This is a genomic window from Paenibacillus agricola, from assembly GCF_011440305.1.
Taxonomy (GTDB): domain Bacteria; phylum Bacillota; class Bacilli; order Paenibacillales; family NBRC-103111; genus Paenibacillus_S; species Paenibacillus_S agricola.
The window spans coordinates 1-24,698 of the sequence record NZ_JAAOIW010000005.1; the positions used below are offsets into that span (position 1 = coordinate 1).

The 24,698-nt window shown below is 45.3% G+C and carries 21 protein-coding genes, 1 tRNA gene and 1 pseudogene; 9 read left to right on the forward strand and 14 right to left on the reverse strand.

Features of this window, described 5'->3' with window-relative positions:
• Positions 1-388 precede the first annotated feature (388 nt).
• Positions 389-1,840, forward strand: coding sequence for a UDP-galactopyranose mutase (gene glf / locus G9U52_RS14775; protein ID WP_207952996.1), 1,452 nt, complete (start codon positions 389-391; stop codon positions 1,838-1,840).
• Between the two features lie 61 nt (positions 1,841-1,901).
• Positions 1,902-2,687 (forward strand): hypothetical protein, encoded by a 786-nt coding sequence (locus G9U52_RS14780; protein ID WP_166150833.1) that lies wholly within the window; start codon positions 1,902-1,904, stop codon positions 2,685-2,687.
• A gap of 545 nt (positions 2,688-3,232) precedes the next feature.
• Here the strand turns inward: G9U52_RS14780 and G9U52_RS42085 are convergent.
• Positions 3,233-3,441: pseudogene (locus tag G9U52_RS42085) on the reverse strand (IS3 family transposase); the annotation flags it as partial.
• A gap of 628 nt (positions 3,442-4,069) precedes the next feature.
• Here G9U52_RS42085 and G9U52_RS14785 point away from each other — a divergent pair.
• Complete coding sequence (locus G9U52_RS14785; RefSeq protein WP_166150835.1) at positions 4,070-5,290, forward strand: cytochrome P450; 1,221 nt, start codon at positions 4,070-4,072, stop codon at positions 5,288-5,290.
• Between the two features lie 560 nt (positions 5,291-5,850).
• Here the strand turns inward: G9U52_RS14785 and G9U52_RS14790 are convergent.
• Positions 5,851-6,444, reverse strand: a complete 594-nt coding sequence (locus G9U52_RS14790) for a TetR/AcrR family transcriptional regulator (protein WP_166150837.1) — start codon at positions 6,442-6,444, stop codon at positions 5,851-5,853.
• Positions 6,445-6,629: 185 nt separating this feature from the next.
• Here G9U52_RS14790 and G9U52_RS14795 point away from each other — a divergent pair, with 185 nt between their 5' ends.
• Positions 6,630-7,652, forward strand: a complete 1,023-nt coding sequence (locus G9U52_RS14795) for an aldo/keto reductase (protein ID WP_166150840.1) — start codon at positions 6,630-6,632, stop codon at positions 7,650-7,652.
• A 153-nt stretch (positions 7,653-7,805) separates the two neighbouring features.
• Here G9U52_RS14795 and G9U52_RS14800 read toward each other — a convergent pair whose 3' ends face one another.
• A complete protein-coding gene (locus tag G9U52_RS14800) occupies positions 7,806-10,400 on the reverse strand; it encodes an adenosylcobalamin-dependent ribonucleoside-diphosphate reductase (protein WP_375790257.1) in 2,595 nt (864 codons plus the stop codon).
• Between the two features lie 391 nt (positions 10,401-10,791).
• Between G9U52_RS14800 and dat the strand changes: the two genes are divergently transcribed.
• A complete protein-coding gene (dat, locus tag G9U52_RS14805; RefSeq protein ID WP_166150844.1) occupies positions 10,792-11,649 on the forward strand; it encodes a D-amino-acid transaminase in 858 nt (285 codons plus the stop codon).
• A 65-nt stretch (positions 11,650-11,714) separates the two neighbouring features.
• Here dat and lipM read toward each other — a convergent pair whose 3' ends face one another.
• On the reverse strand, positions 11,715-12,560 hold the full coding sequence (gene lipM / locus G9U52_RS14810; RefSeq protein WP_166150846.1) for an octanoyltransferase LipM: 846 nt from the start codon (positions 12,558-12,560) through the stop codon (positions 11,715-11,717).
• Positions 12,561-12,714: 154 nt separating this feature from the next.
• Here lipM and G9U52_RS14815 point away from each other — a divergent pair, with 154 nt between their 5' ends.
• The 3 genes from G9U52_RS14815 (at position 12,715) to G9U52_RS14825 (ending at position 16,838) form a co-directional block, all read left to right on the forward strand.
• Positions 12,715-14,649, forward strand: a complete 1,935-nt coding sequence (locus G9U52_RS14815; RefSeq protein ID WP_375790258.1) for a DEAD/DEAH box helicase — start codon at positions 12,715-12,717, stop codon at positions 14,647-14,649.
• Positions 14,646-15,767, forward strand: coding sequence for a YqhG family protein (locus tag G9U52_RS14820; protein ID WP_166150848.1), 1,122 nt, complete (start codon positions 14,646-14,648; stop codon positions 15,765-15,767). Before G9U52_RS14815 ends, G9U52_RS14820 begins: the two co-directional genes overlap by 4 nt.
• A gap of 150 nt (positions 15,768-15,917) precedes the next feature.
• Positions 15,918-16,838, forward strand: a complete 921-nt coding sequence (locus G9U52_RS14825) for a hypothetical protein (protein ID WP_166150850.1) — start codon at positions 15,918-15,920, stop codon at positions 16,836-16,838.
• Positions 16,839-16,926: 88 nt separating this feature from the next.
• Here G9U52_RS14825 and G9U52_RS14830 read toward each other — a convergent pair whose 3' ends face one another.
• Complete coding sequence (locus G9U52_RS14830) at positions 16,927-17,118, reverse strand: YqzE family protein (protein WP_166150852.1); 192 nt, start codon at positions 17,116-17,118, stop codon at positions 16,927-16,929.
• A gap of 164 nt (positions 17,119-17,282) precedes the next feature.
• On the opposite strand from G9U52_RS14830, the gene G9U52_RS14835 reads away from it, so the two are divergent.
• Complete coding sequence (locus tag G9U52_RS14835; RefSeq protein WP_166150854.1) at positions 17,283-18,179, forward strand: DNA-3-methyladenine glycosylase family protein; 897 nt, start codon at positions 17,283-17,285, stop codon at positions 18,177-18,179.
• A 144-nt stretch (positions 18,180-18,323) separates the two neighbouring features.
• Here the strand turns inward: G9U52_RS14835 and argS are convergent, their stop codons facing one another.
• The 9 genes from argS to G9U52_RS14880 form a co-directional block, all read right to left on the reverse strand.
• Complete coding sequence (gene argS, locus G9U52_RS14840; RefSeq protein WP_166150855.1) at positions 18,324-20,045, reverse strand: arginine--tRNA ligase; 1,722 nt, start codon at positions 20,043-20,045, stop codon at positions 18,324-18,326.
• A gap of 301 nt (positions 20,046-20,346) precedes the next feature.
• Positions 20,347-20,431: transfer RNA gene (locus tag G9U52_RS14845), tRNA-Leu, on the reverse strand.
• A 276-nt stretch (positions 20,432-20,707) separates the two neighbouring features.
• On the reverse strand, positions 20,708-21,232 hold the full coding sequence (locus G9U52_RS14850) for a hypothetical protein (protein ID WP_166150857.1): 525 nt from the start codon (positions 21,230-21,232) through the stop codon (positions 20,708-20,710).
• Between the two features lie 58 nt (positions 21,233-21,290).
• Entirely contained in the window at positions 21,291-21,605 is a 315-nt protein-coding gene (locus tag G9U52_RS14855) for a YolD-like family protein (protein ID WP_166150859.1), read from the reverse strand.
• 198 nt (positions 21,606-21,803) lie between these two features.
• Positions 21,804-22,571 carry an N-acetylmuramoyl-L-alanine amidase gene (locus G9U52_RS14860; protein WP_166150860.1) on the reverse strand — a complete coding sequence of 256 codons (768 nt, stop codon included), beginning with the start codon at positions 22,569-22,571 and terminating at the stop codon, positions 21,804-21,806.
• Positions 22,572-22,574: 3 nt separating this feature from the next.
• The gene (locus tag G9U52_RS14865) at positions 22,575-22,988 is read right to left on the reverse strand and encodes a phage holin family protein (RefSeq protein WP_166150862.1); all 414 of its coding nucleotides are present in this window, start codon (positions 22,986-22,988) and stop codon (positions 22,575-22,577) included.
• Positions 22,988-23,197, reverse strand: coding sequence for a hypothetical protein (locus G9U52_RS14870; protein WP_166150864.1), 210 nt, complete (start codon positions 23,195-23,197; stop codon positions 22,988-22,990). The genes G9U52_RS14865 and G9U52_RS14870 overlap by 1 nt, the downstream gene beginning before the upstream one ends.
• Entirely contained in the window at positions 23,197-23,550 is a 354-nt protein-coding gene (locus tag G9U52_RS14875) for a hypothetical protein (RefSeq protein WP_243767351.1), read from the reverse strand. The genes G9U52_RS14870 and G9U52_RS14875 overlap by 1 nt, the downstream gene beginning before the upstream one ends.
• The gene (locus tag G9U52_RS14880) at positions 23,537-24,688 is read right to left on the reverse strand and encodes a hypothetical protein (RefSeq protein ID WP_166150866.1); all 1,152 of its coding nucleotides are present in this window, start codon (positions 24,686-24,688) and stop codon (positions 23,537-23,539) included. The genes G9U52_RS14875 and G9U52_RS14880 overlap by 14 nt, the downstream gene beginning before the upstream one ends.
• Positions 24,689-24,698 lie beyond the last annotated feature (10 nt).

Consider the following 24,698-nt stretch of genomic DNA (forward strand, 5'->3'; position numbering starts at 1 on the left):
TCCTGCTCATTTTTACTAAAGTGTTTTTTACTCATATGCTCGCCCCCACTATTCTCTCTAGTATACAAAAAGGTACCCATACGCTAAACACTTTTTTTAAAGTGTCCAGTGTATGGGTACCAGTTTACGCGATGGATCTATCTCTTTCTTTGTTAATGCTGACATACTTTACTCCTCCATCTCCGTCTATTGTTAGGTAATACAAAAAGGAGTATAGGCTCAACCTCAAAATCTCGCGAACCCTGTTTTTTTCATCATCGATGATACCAGCTGCAAGAAAGCAAGAGCACCAAATAAGAGTCTGGATGGTGACCATCCTGCGCTATTATGATGTACGCTGGCACATCGAGACCGGCTATCGTTACTTCGTTGAACTACAGCGTCAAGAATGTTCAAAACCGAACGCCCCGCTAACGCTTGGAGATGTCGTACGACGGATTCACCAAGATTAATCTGGACAACTGGTCGTATATGTGTACGAGCAGGCATTGGCGAAAACACCACTTTTCGACGTTTTGAAACGTTTGAAGCTCACCGCCTAAACACCTTTTTTGGCTTCACTCTACCAGTATGCCCTTTGGGGCTGGACGATCTGTTTTTTTGCAAGACTCAAAGTTACTCTATTTTTTTTGTTTATATAAAAATATCAACTCATACACAAACCTTTTATATTAATTTGAATATTCTAAACTATCTAGAAAAGGTGGTGATTTGCGTGATAGTAGATTGGCTGATTGTCGGTGCTGGATTTACCGGAGCTACTTTGGCTGAGCGGATTGCTTCCCAGCTCGACCAAAAAGTATTATTGGTAGATCGCAGAGATCATATTGGAGGCAACTCTTACGATTGCTATAATGAGGAAGGCATCTTGATCCATAAATATGGATCGCACACATTTCATACCAACTCCTCAATGGTGTGGAACTATCTTTCTCGCTTTACAGAGTGGAGACATTATTTTCATAATGTGCTTGCCGTAGTGGATGGTAAGAAAGTCCCCGTTCCATTTAATCTAAATAGTATATATGCTCTTTTTCCCCAAAAGTATGCGGAAAAGCTTGAGGAATTGCTTATCCAACATTATGGTTACGGAGTGAAGGTACCCATTCTAAAGCTTAGGGAGAGCGCAAGCGGAGACCTTATCTTTTTGGCTGACTATATTTATAAAAAAGTATTTTACCACTATACCCTTAAGCATTGGGAACTCAATCCGGAAGAGTTGGATCCGTCAGTCACTGCACGGGTACCGGTTTATATTAGCAGGGATAACCGCTATTTCCAAGACACGTATCAAGGCATTCCAAAGCATAGCTACGCGACTCTCTTTAGTCGAATGCTAAACCATCCGAATATTAGGGTACTCTTGAACACGGACTATAGGGAGATTATAGGAGATATTAAGTTTAAGCGCATGATCTACACCGGACCCATCGATGCTTTTTTTGATTACAAGCATGGGACCCTTCCGTACCGTAGTCTTCGCTTTGACTTTGATACCTTAAATCAAGAATATTTCCAAGAGGCTGGAACCATCAATTACACCAATGAGTATGAATTTACTCGCATTCTTGAAACAAAACATCTTACTGGTCAAATCTCCCCCAAAACAACTATTACCTATGTTTACCCTCAACAACATAACCAGCAAAACGAACCTTACTACCCTATTCCACGCGCAGAGAACCGGCTGCTCTACAACCTATATTTAAAGGAAGCAGAACAGATTAAGGATAAAGTGCTTTTTGCCGGTCGGCTGGCGGATTATAAATACTACAATATGGATCAGGCTGTGGCACGCGCATTAACATTGTTTAAAGAAATCGCGGAAAAACGGAGTTAATATCTCGGACCTGATGGACGTAAGAAACAATCCAAAAATGCTAATTTAGGAGGTAGGACTTATGATCTGCTTTTCCTTGGTGGCCCATGAAAACGAGAAAGCTGTATGTAATCAAGTAGAAAATATTCGTCGTTTTATAGGAAGAGATTACATGATCGTTTTATATAACGGGGGCAGAGATAAAGAATTCGGCAAACAAGTTTGTGAAAAATACAATGAAGTACAACTGTGTGCTTATAGCAGACCATTACAATACAGAAAAACGGGTAGAGTCTTATATGACGTGTCGAGATGGCTTAAGTCAATGAATATTCATTATGACTATCTGGTCTACTTGGAATCAGATACCATGTTTATTAAAAATGGGTTTAAAAATTACCTCTATAAAGAAATGAGGGGATACGATTTTATAGGGCAGCAATGGAGAAAGTACAAGCCTAGCAAAGATATGCCTAGATCCCCCGGGACGGAGACGATGTTTAAAGATTGGAAGCGATGGAAAAAATATTTTAAACAAAACTATTTTTATAAAACATCGAACCCATACCAATCCTATAGATATGAAACGATTCAGAAAATCCTGAAAAACATTGATGAAAAAAAAATAGAGGTATTATTAGCTGAAAGCCCGGTAGAGTCGTTAGGTGAGATGCTATTTCCAACATTGGCTAAAAAAAGTGGAGCTAAAATACGAAAATATCCCATATTGTTTAAAAAATATAATCGTTGGAAGCCTGAGCTTACCAAAAATGATGTTAAGAAGGCAATTAAAAAAGATAAATTTATGTTTGTTCATCCTATCAAAAGCAGTACTCTCCGCGATTGGATGATGAAGAATATCAAATAAAAAGTTGAATTGATTTTGTTCAATCTCTCGGAGCCGACCAAGTCATTGACTATACGAAAACACACAATTCCTTCTCAGGAAAAAGCTACAGAATACGAAGTAATAGCTAAATTCAACACAAAGTTTTCCTATATATGAAAATCTTAAGCAGCTCGCTCAACTGATTGCAGATGGAACAATCAAAGCCTAAATCGAGACAGTCTACCCACTGAAAGATGTAAGAGCATCCCATAGACAAAGTGAGGTTGAGGTAGAATACTGTAAGATATAGGATCTGGATCTTAATGCCACTTACCTGACCCTATAACAAGTAAGAGACCTCTCATGTGTTGATCAAATAGAAATTGACCTCTGGGCATTTTGAATAAGGGTTTAGAAGGCTGGGAATTGTATACAAGAGAACTTGGGGCAGGCATCATAATTATTTGATTAAAACTGTAAAGCTTCAAATGGATATATTAAACGTTACTACTTAGGTCTCCCCATTTCGAGGGAGATTTTTTTTTCACTTTGCGGGAAAATCGGGGCTTCGTACCTGTCCATTCTTTGTGCGGGCGCTCACGGCTACTCTCGGGGCGCCCTAACCACTTGTTATAGCCGCTACGCGAAACGTTCATAATGCGGCACATCTTCTCCAGTCGGTATTCGGAGCGGTGTTCATAAATGAACGTGTATTTTACCGACGGTCTTTTGCGAAGAAGTGCATCGCCTTTTTTAAAATTTCGTTCTCCTCCTCGAGATCACGAATCTGCTTCACGGGGCTTCAACCTTAGGATCTCTCCACCAGTTGCCCATCAGCTACGAGGTGACTTGACTTGGTTCTTACCTCGATTGAACTTTCATCAATTAGTTGTGCCTAGCTTGGCTAGACGCGCAGAAAATCACAAAACCGATGCTCGGTTTCAAATCAATTCTAACTGCAGAACAGACATTAAAGGGAATCGAGGCCATGCATATGATTAGGAAAGGGCAGGCAGAATATAATTCGTCTGTCCTCTCTGCAGTTGAATGGCTTAATAAAATATTTGGTATTGTGGCTTAGTTAATTACAATTTATTGGGAAATTGCTATCTTTTTTAATTCTTGCACCACAACCCCTGATAATACCAAGCAAATACGTACTGAGGATCTGGATGATGAAGATGGAACGGATATTTAAATAATGTGTTGTCTACATTAATTTTATTAAAAAGCGCTCGATGATTTATTGATAAATCATCGGAACGTTTTTTTTGTTATTTTTAATAAATTGCTAATAAAACAGGTATTCCTAAAGTAACTGCATTTAAAACATATCCCGAGATGGTTCGGCTGGATTATAGGGTTATTTTACTAATTATGGGGTACATTAAGTAACAAAATATAGAAAAGGAGTACCCATTATGGAATATCAAAAAAAGGAACGATATGCAAACATTATTCCTATTGCAGAATTAGATACCTCCGAAAAAAGACTGCAGCCTTTTCCCGTGTATAACCAATTACGGAATTCCACACCCATTCGTTATGATGAAAGCCGTGATTGCTGGGATGTGCTTCGTTATGAGGATGTTCATCGGATCTTGAAGGACCCGGTAACCTTTTCTTCTGTTCGGGAACTAACCGGTAAAGGAACGGCAACCATTCTAACTATGGATCCCCCAAGGCACTCACAGCTGCGGTCACTCGTAAATAAGACATTTACTCCAAGGGTAATTTCTGATCTAGCACCTCATATTGAATCCATAACGAATGAAATGTTGGATGCCGTGAAAGATAATAATCATATGGATTTGGTTCACGACCTCGCTGTCCCGTTACCTGTTGTCGTCATAGCAGAGCTGCTTGGGGTTCCTCCACGCGACAGGGAGCTGTTTAAAGAATGGTCAGATATTCTCGTTAAAGGACCGGATACCAATTCAGATGAAGCCTTTAGCCAAGTGATGAAGGAAAAGGAAAGAGCCATACAAGAATTAAATGATTATTTTGCCAAAATCCTGGAGCAGCGTCGGGTTGATCCTAAAGAAGACCTGATCTCGTTACTATTATCAGCTGAAATTGAAGGACAGCAATTAAATGATATGGAAATCATCAGTTTTTCGGTTCTGCTCCTGGCCGCCGGGAATGAAACTACAACTAACCTAATAACGAATGCGGTTCGTATCCTTACAGAGAAGACCGAGATACAGCAGCAGCTAAGGGGGAATCCTGAGCTCATACCCAGCTTTATCGAAGAAGTGCTTCGTTACTATCCGCCAATCCAGGCTATAGGAAGAGTGGCAACCACCGATATCGAGATCGGCGGTAAGTTGATTAAGAAAGGGAATCAGGTAGTTTCCTGGATTGCCTCAGCGAATCGTGACGAATCCAAATTTGTAGAGCCTGATGCTTTTATTACCGAACGACGACCGAATACCCATCTTTCATTTGGTTTTGGGATACATTTTTGCTTGGGAGCCCCTCTTGCCAGATTAGAAGGCCAAATTGCTATACGTACAATGCTGAATCGTATGGAAGATATTGAATTCATAGCAGGATCGCCGCTTACATCGATTCAAAGCCCTTTCGTTTATGGGGTTAAGCAATTTCCAATTGCCTTTCGTTCATTCCGTATAGAAACCTAATGCTGCAGGCCCGCCATAACATTCAGACCCGGCTTCCAAGAGACGCACACCAGATAGGAGAGGCTTGAAACATTGAAACCAATCGTACCCTTTGAACCGATCAGACAGGAAAACATACCTTCAAGCGAAGCATGGATCTATCAAATGAAATGGGACTATATCTTTGTCATGTCGCTACTCCTCCATTTAGATGGACCACAAAATTAAAAAGACGGGTCTGGCACATGCCTGACCCATCCATCGTTGTATAAATATACGCCAACGTGCATAATGATTGCTTTCTAAAGATTTCTGCAACAAATCGTCTAACGAATTAATTAGAAAAACGGAGCTGCCCACCCGCATAACTCCGTTTTTGTTGTTCCATAATTCGTTAGAATTTTCTAATTGTCCAAGAAATACTGGGGCTCTGGTCCTTAATTCGTTAGAAAATAGTTTTATGAAGTTTTTCATACAAAAGTATAATTATGCGATTCTTAAAATGCATAAAAAGGAAGTAATGAATTTATTCATTTACTCAAAATAAGTTTCTAATGTATAGCTGCAGTACTAAACAAATTTCAAACATTATGATCAAGACATGGTGCATTACGTATATATTTGGTTAACATCCTCGCTATATCTTCGGGAGGAATTGCACGATCAGTCATAAACCAGTGTTGTATAATTCCAAACTGTGCATTTCCTAGATAAGCAATTGCATAGTCAGTAAATAGGCTTTCATAATTCTTATCAGATTGATCTCGTTTCAGATTCTCATACAAGCGTGTACCTACTAAATAATGGAGTCGTTCTCTTAATTCTGCTGGAGCTCGTGAATGGAATAGTGCTTTAAAAAAGCTAGCATGCTTTTGCATGTATTGAAAAGCTTTGGTTATTGGAGGAAAAGCTCCTTCATGATCAGGATAGTTCTTCAGTTCCTGAATATTGACAGGTTCAAACACACTCAATAATCCTTGAATAAACGCCGTTTCCTCTATCAGATGAAATATATCTTTATAATGCAAATAAAAGGTGCCTCGATTTATTCCTGCTTTTTCACAAAGGTTTTTAACTGTCAGCCCTTTAATACCTTCCTTCTCTAAAATAGACAACAAGGCGTTCTCCATTAGCGTACGACTGCGGATTATTCTCATATCCGTACTATTTTCCATTGTTTGTTCACCTCCAATTATGAATTTCGGATTTATTTATCAACACTATTGACGATATATCTATTAAACAACACTTGGCCTTTTATGTTCATTGATCTCTTCGTTATGCTTGAATATAATTAATTCTATAGCCTTTATCAACACGAGTTCATTATATTGGGCTGTATTATTAAAGGAGGAAAACCATGGAATACCGATATCTTGGAAGGACTGGTACAAAAGTCAGCGCGTTTGCGTTAGGCGGATCAAGTTTTGGATCTAGGGCAAGCGAAGAAGAGAGCATAAAAATTATTGATGAAGCATTGGACTTTGGCATCAATTTGATTGATACATCTAATATTTACGGAAAGGGGGAATCAGAACGTATTATCGGGAAAGCTATTAAGAACAAGCGGCAAAATGTCATATTAGCTTCTAAATTTGGTGCGGAAGCTACTAATGAAATAAATCAAAATGGTGCATCTCGCCGTTGGATTAGAATTGCTGTTGAACAAAGTCTATTACGTTTGAAAACCGATTATATAGATCTTTATCAACTTCATGTTCCTTTTGAATTTGTTGACTATGAAGAGATCCTACTAACGCTGAACGATTTGGTGAAAGAAGGGAAGATTCATCATATCGGCACTTCAAATCACCTAGGTTGGCAAATTGTTCAAGCGCAAGCCATCAGTGGTCGATATCATATTCAACGATTTACAAGTGAGCAAACACCATATTCTATTATTAATCGACGAATGGAATTTGAACTTGCTGAAATAGCTAAACATTATGACCTTTCTCTATTTGTGTACAGTCCCTTATCTGGTGGCTTACTAACTGGAAAATACACAGCTGGTCAAGCAGCACAAAGCGATTCGCGCGCTGCCACATTGAAAGGATATGTGGATTCATTAGATCCCGAACTAGTTGAAAATGAATATAAATTTAAGATAATTGCAAAGTTACAACTGCTGGCACACGAATCGGGGATTTCACTGCCGGATATGGCGATAGCTTTTACTCAAAGTCATCCATCCGTCACATCAACTCTATGGGGACCACGCACTTTAGAGCAATTAAAAGCCTATATTTCCGGTGCACAGTTAAAGCTCGGCACTGATGTGTTGGATGCTATTGATGCAATTGTTCCACCAGGGAAACGTATCGATGACAAAGAGCAAACCTGGACTCCTGAGTGGATGAGTACCGAACGGCGCAGGCGATGAACATAAAAGGTAGACGATATATGTCGTCTACCTTTTATGTATATTTATACACTCGTGATAATTATTAGTTAATTCCAACGAATTATGGAACAATTCCATTCAATTATGGAATATCACATAAGTCACAAAATGGAGCCTATTATTAAAAAAATCTTAATTGCATTTGCTAAATCCGCAATTGCTGCAATTTTTGCAGCCTTCGCTATTAATTAGCGATGCTGAGCCGCAGGAAGGGCATAGATCCAACGATGTCGCCGAGTTGCGGTTGACCGCATACTGGGTAGTTGTCTCCATCACGACCTCCTGGGTCGCTGTTACTAAGGCATCTGCTTCTGCTTCGCCAGCTCCGCTTGTGTACGCCGAAGCGGATTCGCTGTACATCTCTAGCGCCTTCGCTACCGCATCCGCAATCGATTCTACACGGTTCGCGCCAAAGCCGATGGCACCTGAACCGCCGATGCCTTTGAGATGCTTGGTCAGCAGCTGCACCTTATTGCCATGATCGCCGTAGCGAAGGAATAATGAGCATACGCGTCCCAATGCTTCGGACATTGCGAAAACATCAGAACCAGCCTTTCCTACGTTGAGGAATACTTCGCTCGGAGAACCGTTCATTTCATTAATCGTGATATACGCCATCCCGAATGGCGTGTTGAACTTGTAAGTGGAGCCGCGGAGTACCTGCGGACGGCTTTTATATTGCTTATCCACCACTTGGGCAGGGGTAATTTGCGGAGCATCTTGTATACTACCCTGTAGATTTCCCTGTGAAGCACCTGACAACGTATTCGAGTTAGCTGATTCAACCTGTGGAGCAGCCACTTTGGCTCCTGCATCAGCCCCTGAACTGCTCTCTGCATTCCCTTCGACCTGCGCTTCTTCTTTTTTATCCGTTGAAAGCACTTGGACATCGCGACTGCCATCCCGATACATCGTTACACCCTTGCAGCCTAGGTCAAAGGCAAGCTCATAAAGACGCTTCGTATCCTCCACCGTGAAATCGGCCGAGCAATTCGCAGTTTTGGAAATCGAGCTGTCCACCCATTTTTGGATCGCAGCTTGGACTCGAATATGGTCTTCAGCCGACATATCCATAGAGGTTACGAAATAATCCGGCAAGTCCTCATTCGGATGGGCATCCTTCCAATCCTGGGCAATCGGCACATATTGCTTGTCAAAGCCAAGCCGGCTTTGCCTATAATATTCAAATGCGAAATAAGGCTCGATTCCTGTTGATGTCCCTACCATCGTACCTGTGCTGCCTGTTGGAGCCTGAGTAATAACCGTTACATTCCGTATACCTTTTTGCTGTATCGCCACGCCTACCTCAGGAAACACGCTAGTCATCGTCTTCATAAATCCGCTTTGCAGAAAAGGCTCTGCCTGGAAATGCTCAAAGCTTCCTTTTTCAGCGGCAATGTCCGCTGAAGCCAGATAAGCCTCTTTAGCCATAAAGCTATATAAGCGATCCAGAAACAGAAGCGATTCTGGGCTTCCGTAACGAATTTTCAATTTGATCATCAACTCAGCAAGTCCCATAGTCCCGAGCCCTACCCGGCGCTCACCCTGCTGATTAATACGGTTTTCCTCAAAATGGTAAGGTGTCTTATCAATAACATTATCAAGGAAACGCGTAGAATAACGTACAACCTCGCCGAGGTCGTCCCAATCTACATCATGCTTTTGGGCATCATAAAACTTCGATAAGTTAATTGCTGAAAGATTGCAGACACCCCAAGCAGGGAGACCCTGTTCACCGCATGGATTCGTACATATAATCGGGTTAAAATACCAGCTATTGGACATTTGGTTGTAATATTCCATAAACACAACACCAGGCTCCGCCGATTTCCAGGCAGATTCCATAATCGTATGCCAGATTTCACGGGCTTTCAGTGTACGCTGCACAAGAACCTGCTTGCCCAGCTTCTTCCATTTATCCAAATCGCCATCCCAGACCTTGTCATAGTCAGGATCTGACATATCTGGATAGACCAACTCCCAATCCAGGTCTTCTTTGACTGCCTTCATAAATCCATTGCTCACACAAACGGATAAGTTCGCGTTGGTTACTTGCCCCATCGTTTGTTTGACCGTAATAAAATCAACAATATCAGGATGCCAGTCATTCATCATCAGCATCAAGGCGCCACGGCGGCTGCCCCCCTGCTCAATAAGGCCGGTCGTATAGCTGAATAAGCCTCCCCACGAAACCGCACCGCTCGACGAGCCGTTAACACCCTTAACTACAGCGCGCCTTGGACGCAATGATGACAAATTAATCCCTACACCGCCACCACGAGCCATAATTTCCGTCATCTCAGACAACGTAGTCATGATGCCTCCACGGCTGTCATGGGGCGAAGGAATAACGTAACAGTTGAACAATGTCAGCTCGTCACTCGCATCTGCTCCAGCAGCGATTCTCCCACCTGGAACAAGCTTCCAATCCTCAAGAATAGAGCGGAATTTGCCCTTCCATTCTGTCTTCTTCTCCGGAGTTGCTTCCACTGAGGCCATCGCTGTAGCCAATCGATCCCAAAGCTGCTCCGGTGTTTTCTCAACGGATAAAGTAAGCTTGGCAACAGATGACTCTACAACATCACCGTTACGTAGCTTAACTTGCACCGAATCGCCCTCACGGCTAATAACGACTCCCACTTCTTTAGCTGGGAACTTCGGATCATCCTTAGTTAACACCAATACCGTATCGCCTACCTTGGTACCGCTAGTATCCGCATTTTTCATTGCATAACGGTCAAGAAATATTTTTTCACTTAAACCTGTTAATTTTTGTTCTTCTGTTAGCAAATGAACAACCTCCCAAAATGGACATTATCAAAAAAAACAATATCTTGTATGTAAATTAATTATACAACACAATATGTAGCGTCTCTAATAAGAAAATCCTGAAATTCATTCAAAGCGACAGCAAGTTAACTATATAGCTCGTTTATTCTCGCTTTTACCCTCTTTTTCATTTCTGGGTTATGGTCCATCATCGGTTAAGCAAACCCCTATTTAAACTTTTGACAACTGGCGTTTGCCTTGATACCCTAAGCATAGGAAATAATTAGGATGCGAATTCGTTTATTCTTGTAGTTTCAATCTACCATATTAAGCGTCAATATTCAAACATATGTTCCCTTTGGAGGAGTGGTTTACTTTGTATTTATATCAACAGGATTTTATTGCCAAAGAACAGCTTGCCATCTCTCCTGATGACCGTGGTTATTATTTTGGAGACGGGATTTATGAGGTTTTCCGGGTTTATAAGGGCGAACTATTTGAAGCCGATGGCCATTACCGCAGGCTGGAGCTAAGCTCAGCCGATACCCGTATCCCATTGCCCTACAGCATTCCAGAGCTTCATGCTAAGCTCCTTGAGCTTATCCACCTTAACCGCTTACGTGAAGGCACCGTTTATATGCAGGTTACACGAGGCATTGCCCCTCGCTCACATCCTTACCCTGCCAAAGCTGAGCCTGTGCTTATGGCTTACTGCAACGAGCTAAAACGCCCGCTGCAAACGATGCAGAAAGGCATAACAGCCGTCACCTCCGCCGATATTCGTTGGCTGCGCTGCGACCTTAAAACGCTTAATTTGCTGCCCAATGTTATGGCCAAACAGCAGGCCTTAGATCTTGGAGCCAATGAAGTAGTCTGGCACCGAGACCGAGTTGTAACCGAATGCAGCGCATCCAACTTTATGATCGTCAGGAATGGAGAAATCTGGACACATCCCGCTAATCACCTGATTCTGCATGGGATTACGCGAGACGTTGTTATTCGATTAGCACAGAAGCTCCATATCCAAGTGCATCAAGCTCCTTTTAAGATTGAGGAAATGATGTCAGCTGATGAAGCCTTTGTAACGGGAACAACGGTTGAAGTAACTCCGGTTATTTCAGTGGATGGCGTATACATCGGCCAAGGCGAGCTTGGTCCGGTCACACGCCGCTTGCAGCAGGCTTTTGAGGAATATGTCGGAATTTGACCCTATTGGTCTTTTTACCCAACGAAAGAACGTTATAAACGATAAACGGGAACCCTCGAAGATATTTATCTCCGAAGGTTCCATGCTTCATTGGCATATTTCTCCGCCATAAGCTGTTCAGCTAACGCATGCTCATAGGCTGTCATCCCCTCTTCTACAAGCTCAACGCCCAACCCTTCGGCAAGCCCTGAACGAAATGCCGCTTCCACCTCTGCAAGTGTAATAGGAGCCCTTCCCAAATCGCGGCACAAATCGTTGATCGCCACTGCTTTATGGACGAATTGCTTGCGCAGCCTCTCCTGAAGCCGCTCGCTTTTGAAGACGAGCACCCGGAATAGCTGGTCTACATCCATATCTAACAAAATAGAGCCGTGCTGCAGAACCACCTGCTTTTGCCTCGTTTGTGCACTACCAGCAATTTTCCGTCCCTCAACAACAAGCTCATACCAAGATGGAGAATCAAAGCAGGCCGCCGAGCCCATCGATGCATATTTGTCCTTGTCTTCATCGCTCGCTAATTGCACCATTTCCGCATCTAGCCCTAATTCGCGAAACCCAAGCACGAGCCCTTCACTCAAAACCCGATAAGCCTCGGTCACGCTTCTGGGAATTCCCGGATAATCCTCAGCCACGATAATGCTATATGTTAATTCACGGTCATGCAGCACTGCACGTCCCCCGGTTGGACGCCTGACAAAGCCAAGCCCTTCTTCTTCTAACTGCTCGAAATTGATTTCTTCACTAGCTTTTTGGAAGTAGCCAATCGACAATGTTGCCGGATTCCAGCCATAAAACCGTACCGTTGGAGGCACCTTGCCTTCGCTGTGAGCTGTCAATATTGCTTCATCGACCGCCATATTATATGCAGGATCCTGCTTCCCTGATGAGATAAATCGCCATTTTTCAACCATAACCCTGCTCCTTTGATGTTTGTACCAAGAAACCTCTGATTCCATATTTCTCTTAACCACTATCATAATGCATCGCATTCGGTTATGAAAGAGCTTCTTTTCGTCCATACTAGTTGAGGAATACGGATTGAATAGGTCTTTCCCCAATGAAGCCATGAAAGGAGCGGCAGCAGCTATGCAAACAACCCCTAAGGAACATATACGCCCCTTCAACGAGCACGTTCAGCTGCATTTTGGACGCGAATGGTTTGAGGAGCTGCATAACAAAGCGATGCGCAACGGCCCTTGGGATGATTGGACGTTATACCAGCTTGCCTATGAGGCGGAGCAGGCGAGCTTGATCGCAAGTTTTGATGAACTGCAATGCCTTGTCCATCTTCCGAATTTGATCCCCATGGAGCACCAAATCGATACCGCCAAAAAAGTGCTGACCGAAATGCGTGGCAGAGCTATTTTAGCAGATGAGGTAGGTTTGGGCAAAACGATTGAAGCAGGGCTTATTTTAAAGGAATATATCATTCGAGGCCTTGTCAAAAAAGTGCTTATTCTCGTTCCCGCATCTTTGGTGCTGCAATGGGTGCGCGAGCTAAACCAGAAATTTGCCATACCCGCTGTTGCCCAGAAAAAAGCTTACGTCTGGCAGCAATGCGACATCGTTGTAGCCTCAATGGATACAGCCAAACGTGACCCCCACCGGGATATCGTCCTTGGTTTGGAATATGACATGGTTATCATTGACGAAGCCCATAAGCTAAAAAATAAAAAAACGACCAACTACCAGTTCGTAACGGAGCTGCGCAAAAAATATTGCCTGCTGCTGACCGCAACACCTGTGCAGAATGACCTCAAGGAGCTATACAACCTGATAAACCTGCTAAAGCCGGGGCAGTTGGGTGGGCAAGGCAACTTTCAAGCTAATTATGTGGTCGATAAACGTATACCCAAAAACGAAGGCCAGCTGCAATACGAGCTATCCAAGGTGATGATCCGTAACCGCCGCAGCGATGGCAATATTCATTTCACCAAACGGATCGTCCGCAACCTAACACTAAAGCTCTCTCCACAAGAGCAAGCGCTCTATGATGGGGTAACTGCCTTCGTGCAGGGACGTTTTGAAGAATCCGGAGGCGATTTCAGCAGCGCCTTATCACTGGTAACGCTTCAGCGGGAGGTTTGCAGCAGCCGCGATGCCGTGTTTATTACCTTAGTGAATATGTTCAAAAAAACACCAGAGGAGTCTCCACTTCGCCCACGCATTTGGGAGCTTGTTGAGTTAATCCGAAGTATTAAAGCAAATACAAAGGCAGAGGCAACGATTGAGCTGGTGAAAGAAATTAATGATAAGGTTATTATCTTCACTGAATATAGGGCTTCGCAAGAATATTTAATCAATTATTTAAAAGAACACGGATTTTCTGCCGTGCCCTACAGAGGCGGGATGAACCGAGGGAAAAAGGATTGGATGATGGATTTGTTCCGCAATCGCGCGCAAATTCTCGTAGCGACAGAAGCCGGAGGCGAGGGAATCAATTTGCAATTTTGCCACCATATGATCAACTTTGATTTACCCTGGAACCCTATGCGGGTCGAGCAACGAATCGGGCGTGTCCATCGCTTAGGGCAAACCCATGATGTACACATTTACAATTTGGCAACAGAAGGCACAATAGAGCAATACATTTTGTCGCTATTGCATGAAAAAATTAATATGTTTGAGCTGGTCATCGGTGAGCTGGACACGATCCTAGAGCGTTTGGAGAAAACACAATCGTTGGAAAATCATCTTGCCAAAATGGTACTCGCATCCCGCAGCGCTGAAGAAATTCGCCGCCAAATGGATGAATTGGGTAAGTCTATCTCCAATATCCGTACTGAGGTATCGCAGCAGAAAAAACAGCAGGAGCGGGTATACGGGAACCTGCCTATGCATGGAACAGACCTTACGGGTCAGTCCCAGCCTCATGGAGCTGGGGCCGGACAGGGTATTGACCCCAGCCATCCCCATATCGATGAGGTTGCCGCCCAATTAGCTGAGCTTCTTGATTCGCTTGGACAACCAGTCGATACGGATGCACAGGTGTCCCCATGAAGCGCGAACAGATCGAAACCTTTGTTATGCGTTTTCTCCATGCAGAGCAATGTGACATTCTGGAGAAGCACCCTGCCTATGTGACTGCCAAGCTGTCTCCATCTGCCGATAAAGAATTAACGTATCGGCCTTATTATTGGAGCTTTGTCGAGCGTACAGGGATCACTCCGGAGACGCTCGTTTGCACCTTTGTCTTTGACCCTGAGGCGCATAAGGCTGCCACACAGCCTGCGCAAGCGCCAGCGGGGCAACAGCTGCATCCCGGGGCAGCTGTTGCCTCTCCCGCAGATGCGCAGCCCTTCGCCACGGGCGGTACCCCTCCCGCAGATGCGCAGCCCTTCGCCACGGGCGGTACCCCTCCCGCAGGTGCGCAGCCCTACGGCCTAAGCGCTCCCGCAACTGCGCCAGCAGGCGCTGCACCTCCTGCCACAGCCGCACAGCAGGCACCTGACAGTATCCTTGGGCGCTACTTTGGTTTCGTGCCCACCCAAATCACCACGCGCATCGCGAAGGATGAGGTCACCTTTGGTAGCCGTCGGCTGCTGCAGCTCTTTGATGTGGTGCGCAGTAAAGGGCGCTTTGTTCACTTGTATGAACAAACTCCCCAGCAGCAGCAGCGTTCATCTTCTACTATTGCCTATGAAAACTGGCTGCAGGTCAATTTCAAAGTTGATATGGCCTGTGATATGAAGCGCAGCGAAATCCATTCGCTTGGCATCCAACTGGGGACGGGCGAAATTCGCAGCCAATTTCAAAATCTGCTGCTAAACAAGCAGCTTACCCCACGCCTCCCCGCCCAGGTGTTTATAGTTCCCGATCAAATCACGCTGGCACGCGCTGTTATTTATCTAGAGGCTTATTTGGAGCAGCGATTAAGAGAGATTGACCATCACTGGGCAGAAGAAGCGGGCAGCCGGCTTCTGGAAGAAATCGAGCGGATTAGCAGCTATTATGAGCCTCTGCTGCAATCGGTAGAGCTAGAACGTAAGCAAGAGATTTCAGATCAATATAGGAACCGCAAGCAAGAAATCGAATGGCAGTATCAGCCAAGGATCGTCATATCCGTCATCAACTGTGGTCTTTTTCATTTGCGTAGCGGAAGCCAGCCCAACAACTGACGTTATGCGCTATGTAACCACAAAATGGGAAACAAACAATTTTTTTATTGGATACAGGTTGTAACAAATTTCTCGGCGCCTATTCGGTACAATATATACACGAACTCAACCTAGGAACTGGCAATTAGCTTTACCTAAGAAAGAAGGTGAATGATGGACAAGCCTCAGCTTTGGACTACATTGTTATTATTATGCGGGTGCCTTGCATTGCCTGCATTGTTCTCGTCCGCAGCCATGTCTCCTGCACCTGTAGCCACTGCCACCGTCGCTCCCGGTCTTCCTGAATCGGACAATACGCTTACTTCTGCTTCCTTGTCCGAGGCTGTACAGCAATGGATGCAGCATCTAGCAGGGGAACCAGGCTACACCGCTTGGAAGCAAGCCACATGGAGCAGTTATCCACTAGGCCCCGGTACACATGGTTGGATCGTGCTGATCCAAGCAGGTGGCAAGGACATTGGTTATATGGTCATCCATGCCGCAGATCCCCAGATACCGGACAAGTACCAGCTCACTGAATATGGCAGCGGCGGCAAGCCGCTCTTCAGCTTACACACGTTGTACCAAGCTTTGGTACAGCTTGAACTTATCCATACCTCTTACACAGCTGAACGTTGGTATGCCGCCCCCATGCTGGCAGTTTGGATCATACAAGCCGATGGCAATTCCTATTATATTGATGCAAAAACAGGCGAACAGCTCCCCACTTTGGACCTCAGCCAGCCAAAAAATAATTCCTTAGGCGCAGCATCCATAGTCACTTCTTTATATCCTGAGCATATATTAAAACAAAGCCTAGAGCTTCCCGATTTCAACCCTTATGGTAAGCTACCCTGGTTACAGGGAAACCCAGCAGTGTTTGCATCCTTCGCAGAGCTTGAGGCAGAGCTTCAATTAAAGCACAGGATTACGTTGCTATTAGAGCTGTATCATGGTCAAGTGTTTATCGCCCTTCCCGTTATCGGTTTTCAACGATGGAGCAACGATGGGATATTTCTCAAGCTGGAGCAGGATGGACAACGCGCTATTCCTTATGCCGCTGTTGCTCGCTTCGGCAAGCTTTACCGTTAACTACTGGTTTCTCTCCTCCTCCACATAGAAAAGCTTCCTGTCCGACTGTAAGCGATTACTACGATCGCTTATAGCGGAAAGAAGCTTTTCATTTTTTTTGATATACACCTTTTACCCACATCGTAATCGCCACGGGCAGCATCCCGAACCAACGATATTGCCAAGGCTCCCGTGATTTTTTCTTAATCGCTCTTGTTTGCAAACGCTCCTTCTTAGGCGTTTCTACATAATGCAAAAGCTTCTCCGTAATAAATTTAATCCATTCGATGCCCTGAGCCAAGTCACCACCTCCATAATTAGTGTAGCCAGCTTTATACTTTTCATACTTTCTATACTTTTTCCTACAAAATCATCCTAAAATCCAGTATGATACAACTATGAGTTTGAGCGGGATAGGCGATGAATAACGAACCTATGTGGATGAATCAAGAGGAGATGTAAGGAATGATCGAAATTGCCGTTCCAAAGCCCTTTAGCTTTGCAGAAAATATTAATTATTTGTCGCGTTCGCCCAAGGAATGCATGTTTCAGGTTGCCGATCACAAAATTTACAAGCTCATTCCGCAAGTGGATAAACCACTGCTTATCGAAATTAGCTGCAACGATGACAGCAATTTGCTTATACATTATCGTGGAGATGAACTACCTGCAAGCTCGGATGAGCCGACCCGAAGCATGGTGATCCAATATGTAAGAGAATGGTTTGATCTGGATACCGATTTAACTTTATTTTATGAAATGGCAAGCCAGGATCCGCTGCTGAAGCAGGTGATCAAGCAGTTCTATGGCCTGCGCAATATGGGGATTACCGATTTTTTTGAGGCCTTATGCTGGGGAATTATTGGGCAACAAATCAATTTATCTTATGCCTATACATTAAAAAAACGTTTTGTGGAAGCCTACGGCGAATATGTAGAATGGAACCACCACAAATATTGGCTGTTCCCCTCTCCGCAAACCATTGCAAGCCTTACGGTCAGCGACCTGACCAGCCTGCAGATGAGTGCCAGAAAATCGGAATACTTAATTGGGGTTGCCCAATTGGTTAGCGGCGGCAGCCTCAGCAAGCAGCTGTTACTCGATTTAAAGGATTATAAAGAAGCTGAAAAGCTGCTGGTGGATATACGCGGAATCGGCCCTTGGACAGCCAACTACGTGCTGATGCGCTGCCTGAGATTCCCTGCTGCTTTCCCGATTGCTGACGTTGGCCTGCATAATGCGATTAAACATCTCACGGGAGCAGAAAATAAGCCCACCTTGGCAGAAATTCGCCAGCTATCGTCGACTTGGACCAATTGGGAGTCCTATGCCACCTTTTATTTATGGCGCACCCTTTATTAATCATAGCTAAATGATCTGAATTAAAAAAGAGCCTCGCTCGGGCGAAGGCAATGGGTGAAACCCATTCCTTTTTCCAAGCAGGCTCTTTGCTTATTTCCAGCTTGGCTTATTTGCATTCTACAGCTTACATAGAGGCAGGCAAGCTTACATTTTTTCCGGTGCCTTCAGGCCGATCAATGCCAGCCCATTATGGATCGTAATTTGCGTGCTTCTCACCACTGCCAGCCTTGCCTGGCGAAGCGCAGCATCCTCGACGAGAATGGGGCATTCATGATAAAAGCGGTTAAAGCTTTGCGCCAAATCGACCAAATAACGGCTCACAATCGATGGCTCCAGCTTTTGCATCGCTTGCTCCAGCCGTTCTTTGAAGTAATACAGCTGCTTCAGCAGCGCTTGCTCTGTTGGCTGGTCCAACAAGGCTGCATCCTGCTCGTTTAGCTTAAGCGGCAATTGCTCCCCAGCTACCCGATCCCCTGCCTTACGCAGCACGCTGCTCGCTCTGGCATGGGTATATTGCACATATGGCCCAGTCTCGCCCTCAAAGTTTAAGGCGTCCTCCCAGGAGAACACGATATCCTTAACACGGTTGTTGCTTAAATCGCTGAAAATAATTGCGCCTACGCCAACCTCCTGCGCCGTCTCCGCCTTATTTTCCAGATTGGGATTTTTTTGTTCAATAATTTCCTTTGTTTTCTCAATAGCTAGAGTCAACAGCTCTTCCAAACGAACCACATTGCCCTTGCGTGTTGACAGCTTCGCCCCTTCAAGGCTAACCTTGCCAAAAGGCACATGCACCAGCTTATCATGCCAGCCGTATCCCATCAGCTCGATCACTTTGAACCATTGCTGGAAATGGAGGCTTTGGCCGGCATCCGTCACATAAATACACTTTTCAAAATCATACGTTTGCTGCCGATAAACAGCCGCCGTCACATCCCGTGTGTGGTAAAGCGTGCCGCCGTCTTTTTTGAGCATCAACGCTGGGGGCATATTAAATGCATCCAATCGCACCAATTGCGCGCCTTCGTCCTCTTCGAGCAGCTTCTTTTCTTTCAGCTCCTCGACAATGGCTGCCATTTTATCATTATAAAAGCTTTCGCCTGTATACGAATCAAACGACACGCCAAGCAGCTCGTACATTTTTTCGAATTCCTTCAAGCTAATCGCAACAAACCATTTCCACAGCTTGATCGCTTCCTCGTCGCCCTGCTCCAACTGGACAAACATCGAACGTGCCTCGTCTTCTAGCTCCGGCTTCTGCTCGGCTTCGTCATGAAATTTAATATATAAGCGCTGCAGCTCGCCAATGCCTTCTGCTTCCACCGTGGACTCTTCTCCCCACTGCTTGTACGCCACGATCAGCTTGCCGAATTGTGTGCCCCAATCGCCCAAATGATTAATACCGATACAGTTGTAGCCCAGAAACTCATGGATCTTATAAATCGCATTACCGATCATCGTGGAACGTAAATGCCCAATATGGAAGGTTTTGGCAATATTAGGCGATGAGAAATCGATCACAATATTGCGGCCTTGTCCAATATTTTGCGAGCCATAACGCTCATTTTGCTCCAGGATCTCGCCGATCACACTCGAAGCGACATGCCCCGGCTGAAGGAATACATTAAAATAGCCAGAAATCGCTTCAACCCTCAATACTGCCGGATGCTCCTGCCAGCTTGCCGCCAGCCCTTCGGCAATGGCCTGCGGCGCTTTGCGCAGCTGCTTGCTTAGCCTGAAGCAAGGCATCGATAAATCCCCCATCTGTGGGTTAGGTGGATATTCGATCAGGTCGGCGATGGCTCCTGTATCTACCCCCTCCAGCTTTCCTTCCAATTGTGATGCTAATAACTGCTTGTAATTCATGAATGATTTACCCCTTCCCAGCCTGCTGCATATCCCTTAGCGTTTCCCTCACGTATACAATAAAGCACCCCAGGACGGGGTGCTTGCAAGAAATGTCGTGAATAACTCCCGCTGCGTACTTAGTAGCCAATCTTCCTGCTTTTAGCCCTAAAATACCGTTATTTGCCTATGTAACATTATAGCTATCCGCAAAAATCGAGTCAAGCCGCCACAGGTGCTTTCTTTCATATTTACCGAAATCAAAAAACCATCTGCCTCCTAAAAGGAAGCAAATGGTTTCGTGACATTTCAAAAAATAAGATGCGGTCAAGAGGACTCGAACCTCCACGGGGGGTTAGCCCACACGGACCTGAACCGTGCGCGTCTGCCAATTCCGCCATGACCGCTTGTATGGCGCGGGTTTACATCGTTTTGCTCCGCGTTATATTCGGATTACCGCGCACTTCCATTTTCGTTTGGCTGACGTAAGGCTTCCGAAAGGCTAATCGGTAGCTTGCGTATGACCGCGCTTTATTTTAGACGTGCGTGCTTCGTAACCGCGAGAATAAATATAACACGGACATTTACGCGATGTCAATATAGAACGCAAAAAACGCCAGCTACCGGTTGTAGAGTACGTAGGAATACGTACATGACCGATAAGCTGGCGTTATATGGCTGCGTTATTTTATTATCTTGGCATCGCGTATTACCCAATCAGTCAATAAGCCCCTTCGTACTAGCGTACCTCTTATCGTTATTTTCTCTTCTTTTTTCAGCGTAGGCAAGATAGATTTTTGATCCTCGGATACCTCAGCGTCAAAGTTCCGGAATGTGGCACCTGCGACTCCTACGTACACCTCTGTCTCGGTCACGTTATGAACAAATCCTGTCCATTCTACCAAGGGGTTACCGAGTGTCTTTAGGTACTCCTTCTGCTGAATATCGGTCATTGCTTTATACGATTTATCAAACGCCGCGTAATCGACGCTCATCAGTCCGTTGGTTTTCATATATTGTTCCGAGCTTACTGACGTCCCGCTCGACGCTGGCTTATTCATAGCCGGGCTCGTAGCGAAGTATACTAACGCAATAATAATCGCGGCGATTATCGCGAACACCACTACGTTCTTATTCGATTTCGCCGACACATCCGGACTACCTCCAGTCATATCTGGCTCGTCCTTCTTCACGTCCTTAACGTCCATCTAACGCACTCCTTCACGTTTCCACATTTTCCCTCATTATATAACGTAATCTACGTTTTCACCACGAAAAGGTTTCAGTCAACTCCGCTGCTACTACGTCCTCTATCGCAACCCAACGCCAACCTTCGCCGCCCGCACCGCTTTCTCCGATCCCAATCCGCTTCTTGTACGTATCAATTTCCGTAATGTAGCCGGTAATTACTTCGTTCTCTACTTCGTTAAACACCGTTATCGTAACCGGTAGTACTGACGCGCGCGCGGACCGTAGGAGCCCGTCTATGTACGTTATCTCATCCTCCGCTAAATTAGGACGCGTGATTAACGTATTCCTCCGCGCGTATTCGTTCAGCGCCTCGATATGTTGCGGAATCATGAATCGCGACGATGACCAACGCAGATTCGATGCGTCGTCCGTTTTATTCGGTTTTTTCATACGTGATACCTCCGTATTTATAAGAACATTTGTTCCTATTATAACCGGTCCTTACGCGTATTAGTCAAGGGTCAATCGTCCCATAACGTAAAAAAGGCGCTCGCCAACGGAATCTTTCCCGCAAACGAACGCCTCATCTTATATCGCGATATTCCGATCGATACGACCGTCAAGCACCGTATTCAAGAACGCCAGCTCCGAAGCCGTCAGCGTCTTATCAACGACTTTCTGCATCCAGTCCCATCCGAGTTGGTCCGTATTATAGGCCGCGCCCATCACCGTATACAACATGTCCCACTGCCACTGTTCGAGTTTCATCGGCATATTCGTTTCATCCTCCTCCGTTTCGCTCGTTACACCCGCCAATACTCCCGCCAGTTCTGCGTACAGCCGTACGAATGGAAAGTATGCGCCAGGACACGCCGGCTTCCCCTTCGATATATCGCGATGTCCGATAACGTGGTACTCGTCCAAAACGTAATAGGCGGTCGTCCCGTAAATCCGCACGACCTCATCGCGTATATAGCGGTGCAGCCACGCGCTCGCGCGGAATTGAGCCTCCGTTAAATTACCGTCCATGCCTTCGTGTTCGATCGATACGGAATAGAGATTCGGATTCACTCCGAGATTATCGTGTACGACCGGCGTCAACGATGCGGCAATCTCTAACGCGCCGATTCCGTTAGCCCACGCCATGCGCCGGATGTCTACGTATTGGTGAATCGCGCCGGTCTTCGATACGCCGAAGTGTGCGGAGGATCCCGTATTACCTGCAGACGTAAACCACGAATCCATTGACGCCATCGTACCGGCGGAGATGTGGCAAACGTTGACGAACGGTATATAACCGCTGCGCGACGACGAGTTCGTATGCTCGTTACCCTTCCAGATGATTTCGTAGTTCATCCGTCATCCCTCCGTCTTCCCGCGATCCTTAAGAACCGCGATTACTTTACGTACGCTATCCGGTAATGGAAGTCCGCAGCGTCCGTAATTTTCGGTTATGCTAACTAGCTCGTTCGCGATATAGAAGTAAACCGCGCCGACCATTACGATATCCGTATCGAGTAAAATGTCCATCCTATGCGCGATTATGATTGCGAGAAACATTAGCGCTTTTTTGAGTAGTCCGGCGGAACTAACCGCTGAAGATAGACCGCGCTTTTCGTACAAGCTTGCGGCAACGCCCGTTAGAATATCGGCGACAACCGCGAGTAGAAAGAATCCGAGTAGCGCGGACCACGCTCCGAACGCATACGAAATAGCGACGCCGAGGAAACTAGCGCCGAAGTTTACCGTTGTTTGCGTTATGTTTGACGTCATTAAGCGGTCGCCTCCGTTACTTCATACGGAATGTCCGGACGAATCTGCGCTACATATACGATTACTGCAGCGCGGTCATCTTGCGCCAAGCTTGCGTAATTTACGTCCAGTATCGTTTTCAAGTCCGCTGCTTCTCCGTTGTTGTAGCGCGTGATACATGCGTTCGCGATAATACGGATCTTATACGCTGCCATCGCTGTAGTAGCCATTAAATAACGCCCCCATTCGCAAATATGTCGGCAATCGCCATTTCGAGATCCGCAATACGTTGTTCGCTCACCTGTTCGGGCGTAGGCGGCGCAGGAGGCCTAGTGTCCCACTCTGCGTCCAAATCGGTCTGACTGCGCGGGCCATCTTCCTCGTAGATCCATTGCCGGTCATATTGTCCGCGCTCATTCGTAACCGGATCATTGTAATGGCGTCCGCCGTCCTCGTTAACACAAATGTCGCCGCCCTCTGGCTGTTCGAAGGCGCTTGAAAAACGCTTAATAATTAGGCTGTTCTCATTTATGCGGATGTAGTGTTTATATTCGCCCATAATATCCTCCCTAGATTTCAGCATCTGCTGTAAAATGGAAACGCCTAAGTGTTGTTGTGGCACCTGTCAAGGCATAATTCTGCTGAAAGCTTGTCTCGAACGGATTTGCTACTGACCCCGACGCAATTGTTTTATCCGAGGCTCCATCACTTACGGTATTTGCAGCCCCGCTATCCGTGCCATAAATTGTGACCGTAGGTGTTCCGCGTTTCCTTACTTTAAAAGGAATGGTAGTATAAACAATTCCCACGTTTGTATTATCTACCGTAGTATTTAATATGGCTCCCCCTTGCGTTATCGTTGCAGGAACATTTGTATAACTGTAGCTTTTTTCGTAATACCGTTGACATAACGTCAACTCGTCGGCAAAATTTCGAGGTTGAAACGGAAGCGCTACGTCACCCGAACATAACTGGACTTGCGCAATATCAATGGTTCCTGCTGCACCAAATCCTTCAGCCGTAGACGCACCAACTCTCGACTGTAACGAGGCGCCCCAAACGTTCCAAAGCTCAAATGTCAGGTAATCGTCATTGTTTGTTCCGAAGGTTTTACCAGCAAGCGTGTTCGTTGTGAATGTGAAGGTGAATTTCTGCCACGTACTTGTGAGTATGAAATTTGTTCCGTTAATTACTTCCTGAGCCGAAGGCGAACCTCCTGTACCATAATTTTGCAAAAGATCAATACCCATCCTCTTGTTCGCAATTGAGCTCCTTGCGTAAAAACTTATCGCAACTTTTTTGGATGCCCCACACATATATCTCGTACCGTTTTCTATTGGTTGAGCTAATTGATAAAATGAAGATGCACCAATAGCACCAGCTCCGTCCGGCGCGATCCGGTAAAAAAAGAACGATTTGTCTATATCTCCCGGTGTAAGAGTTTGTCTGGAGTGCACCACATTAGTTGGAAATGTGCCTCCTCCTGTAGCTTGAGATATTTTCCACCTATCAGCTAAGTAAGCGACACTTGATGGATTTGTTAATGTTGTTCCTCGCTGCCATGCGTCAAAGTTTCCGTTTATGATTGCTTGTCTGGACAATGCACTATACGGAAGCACCGCGTCGATTTTATCGAAGTTCTCGTTAAACTCCGTCCGCAATACGTAATCAGTTCCCGTCCAGCTATGCAAATTGAGATTCGCTGTTTTATTCGTAGACATTAGCGCCATC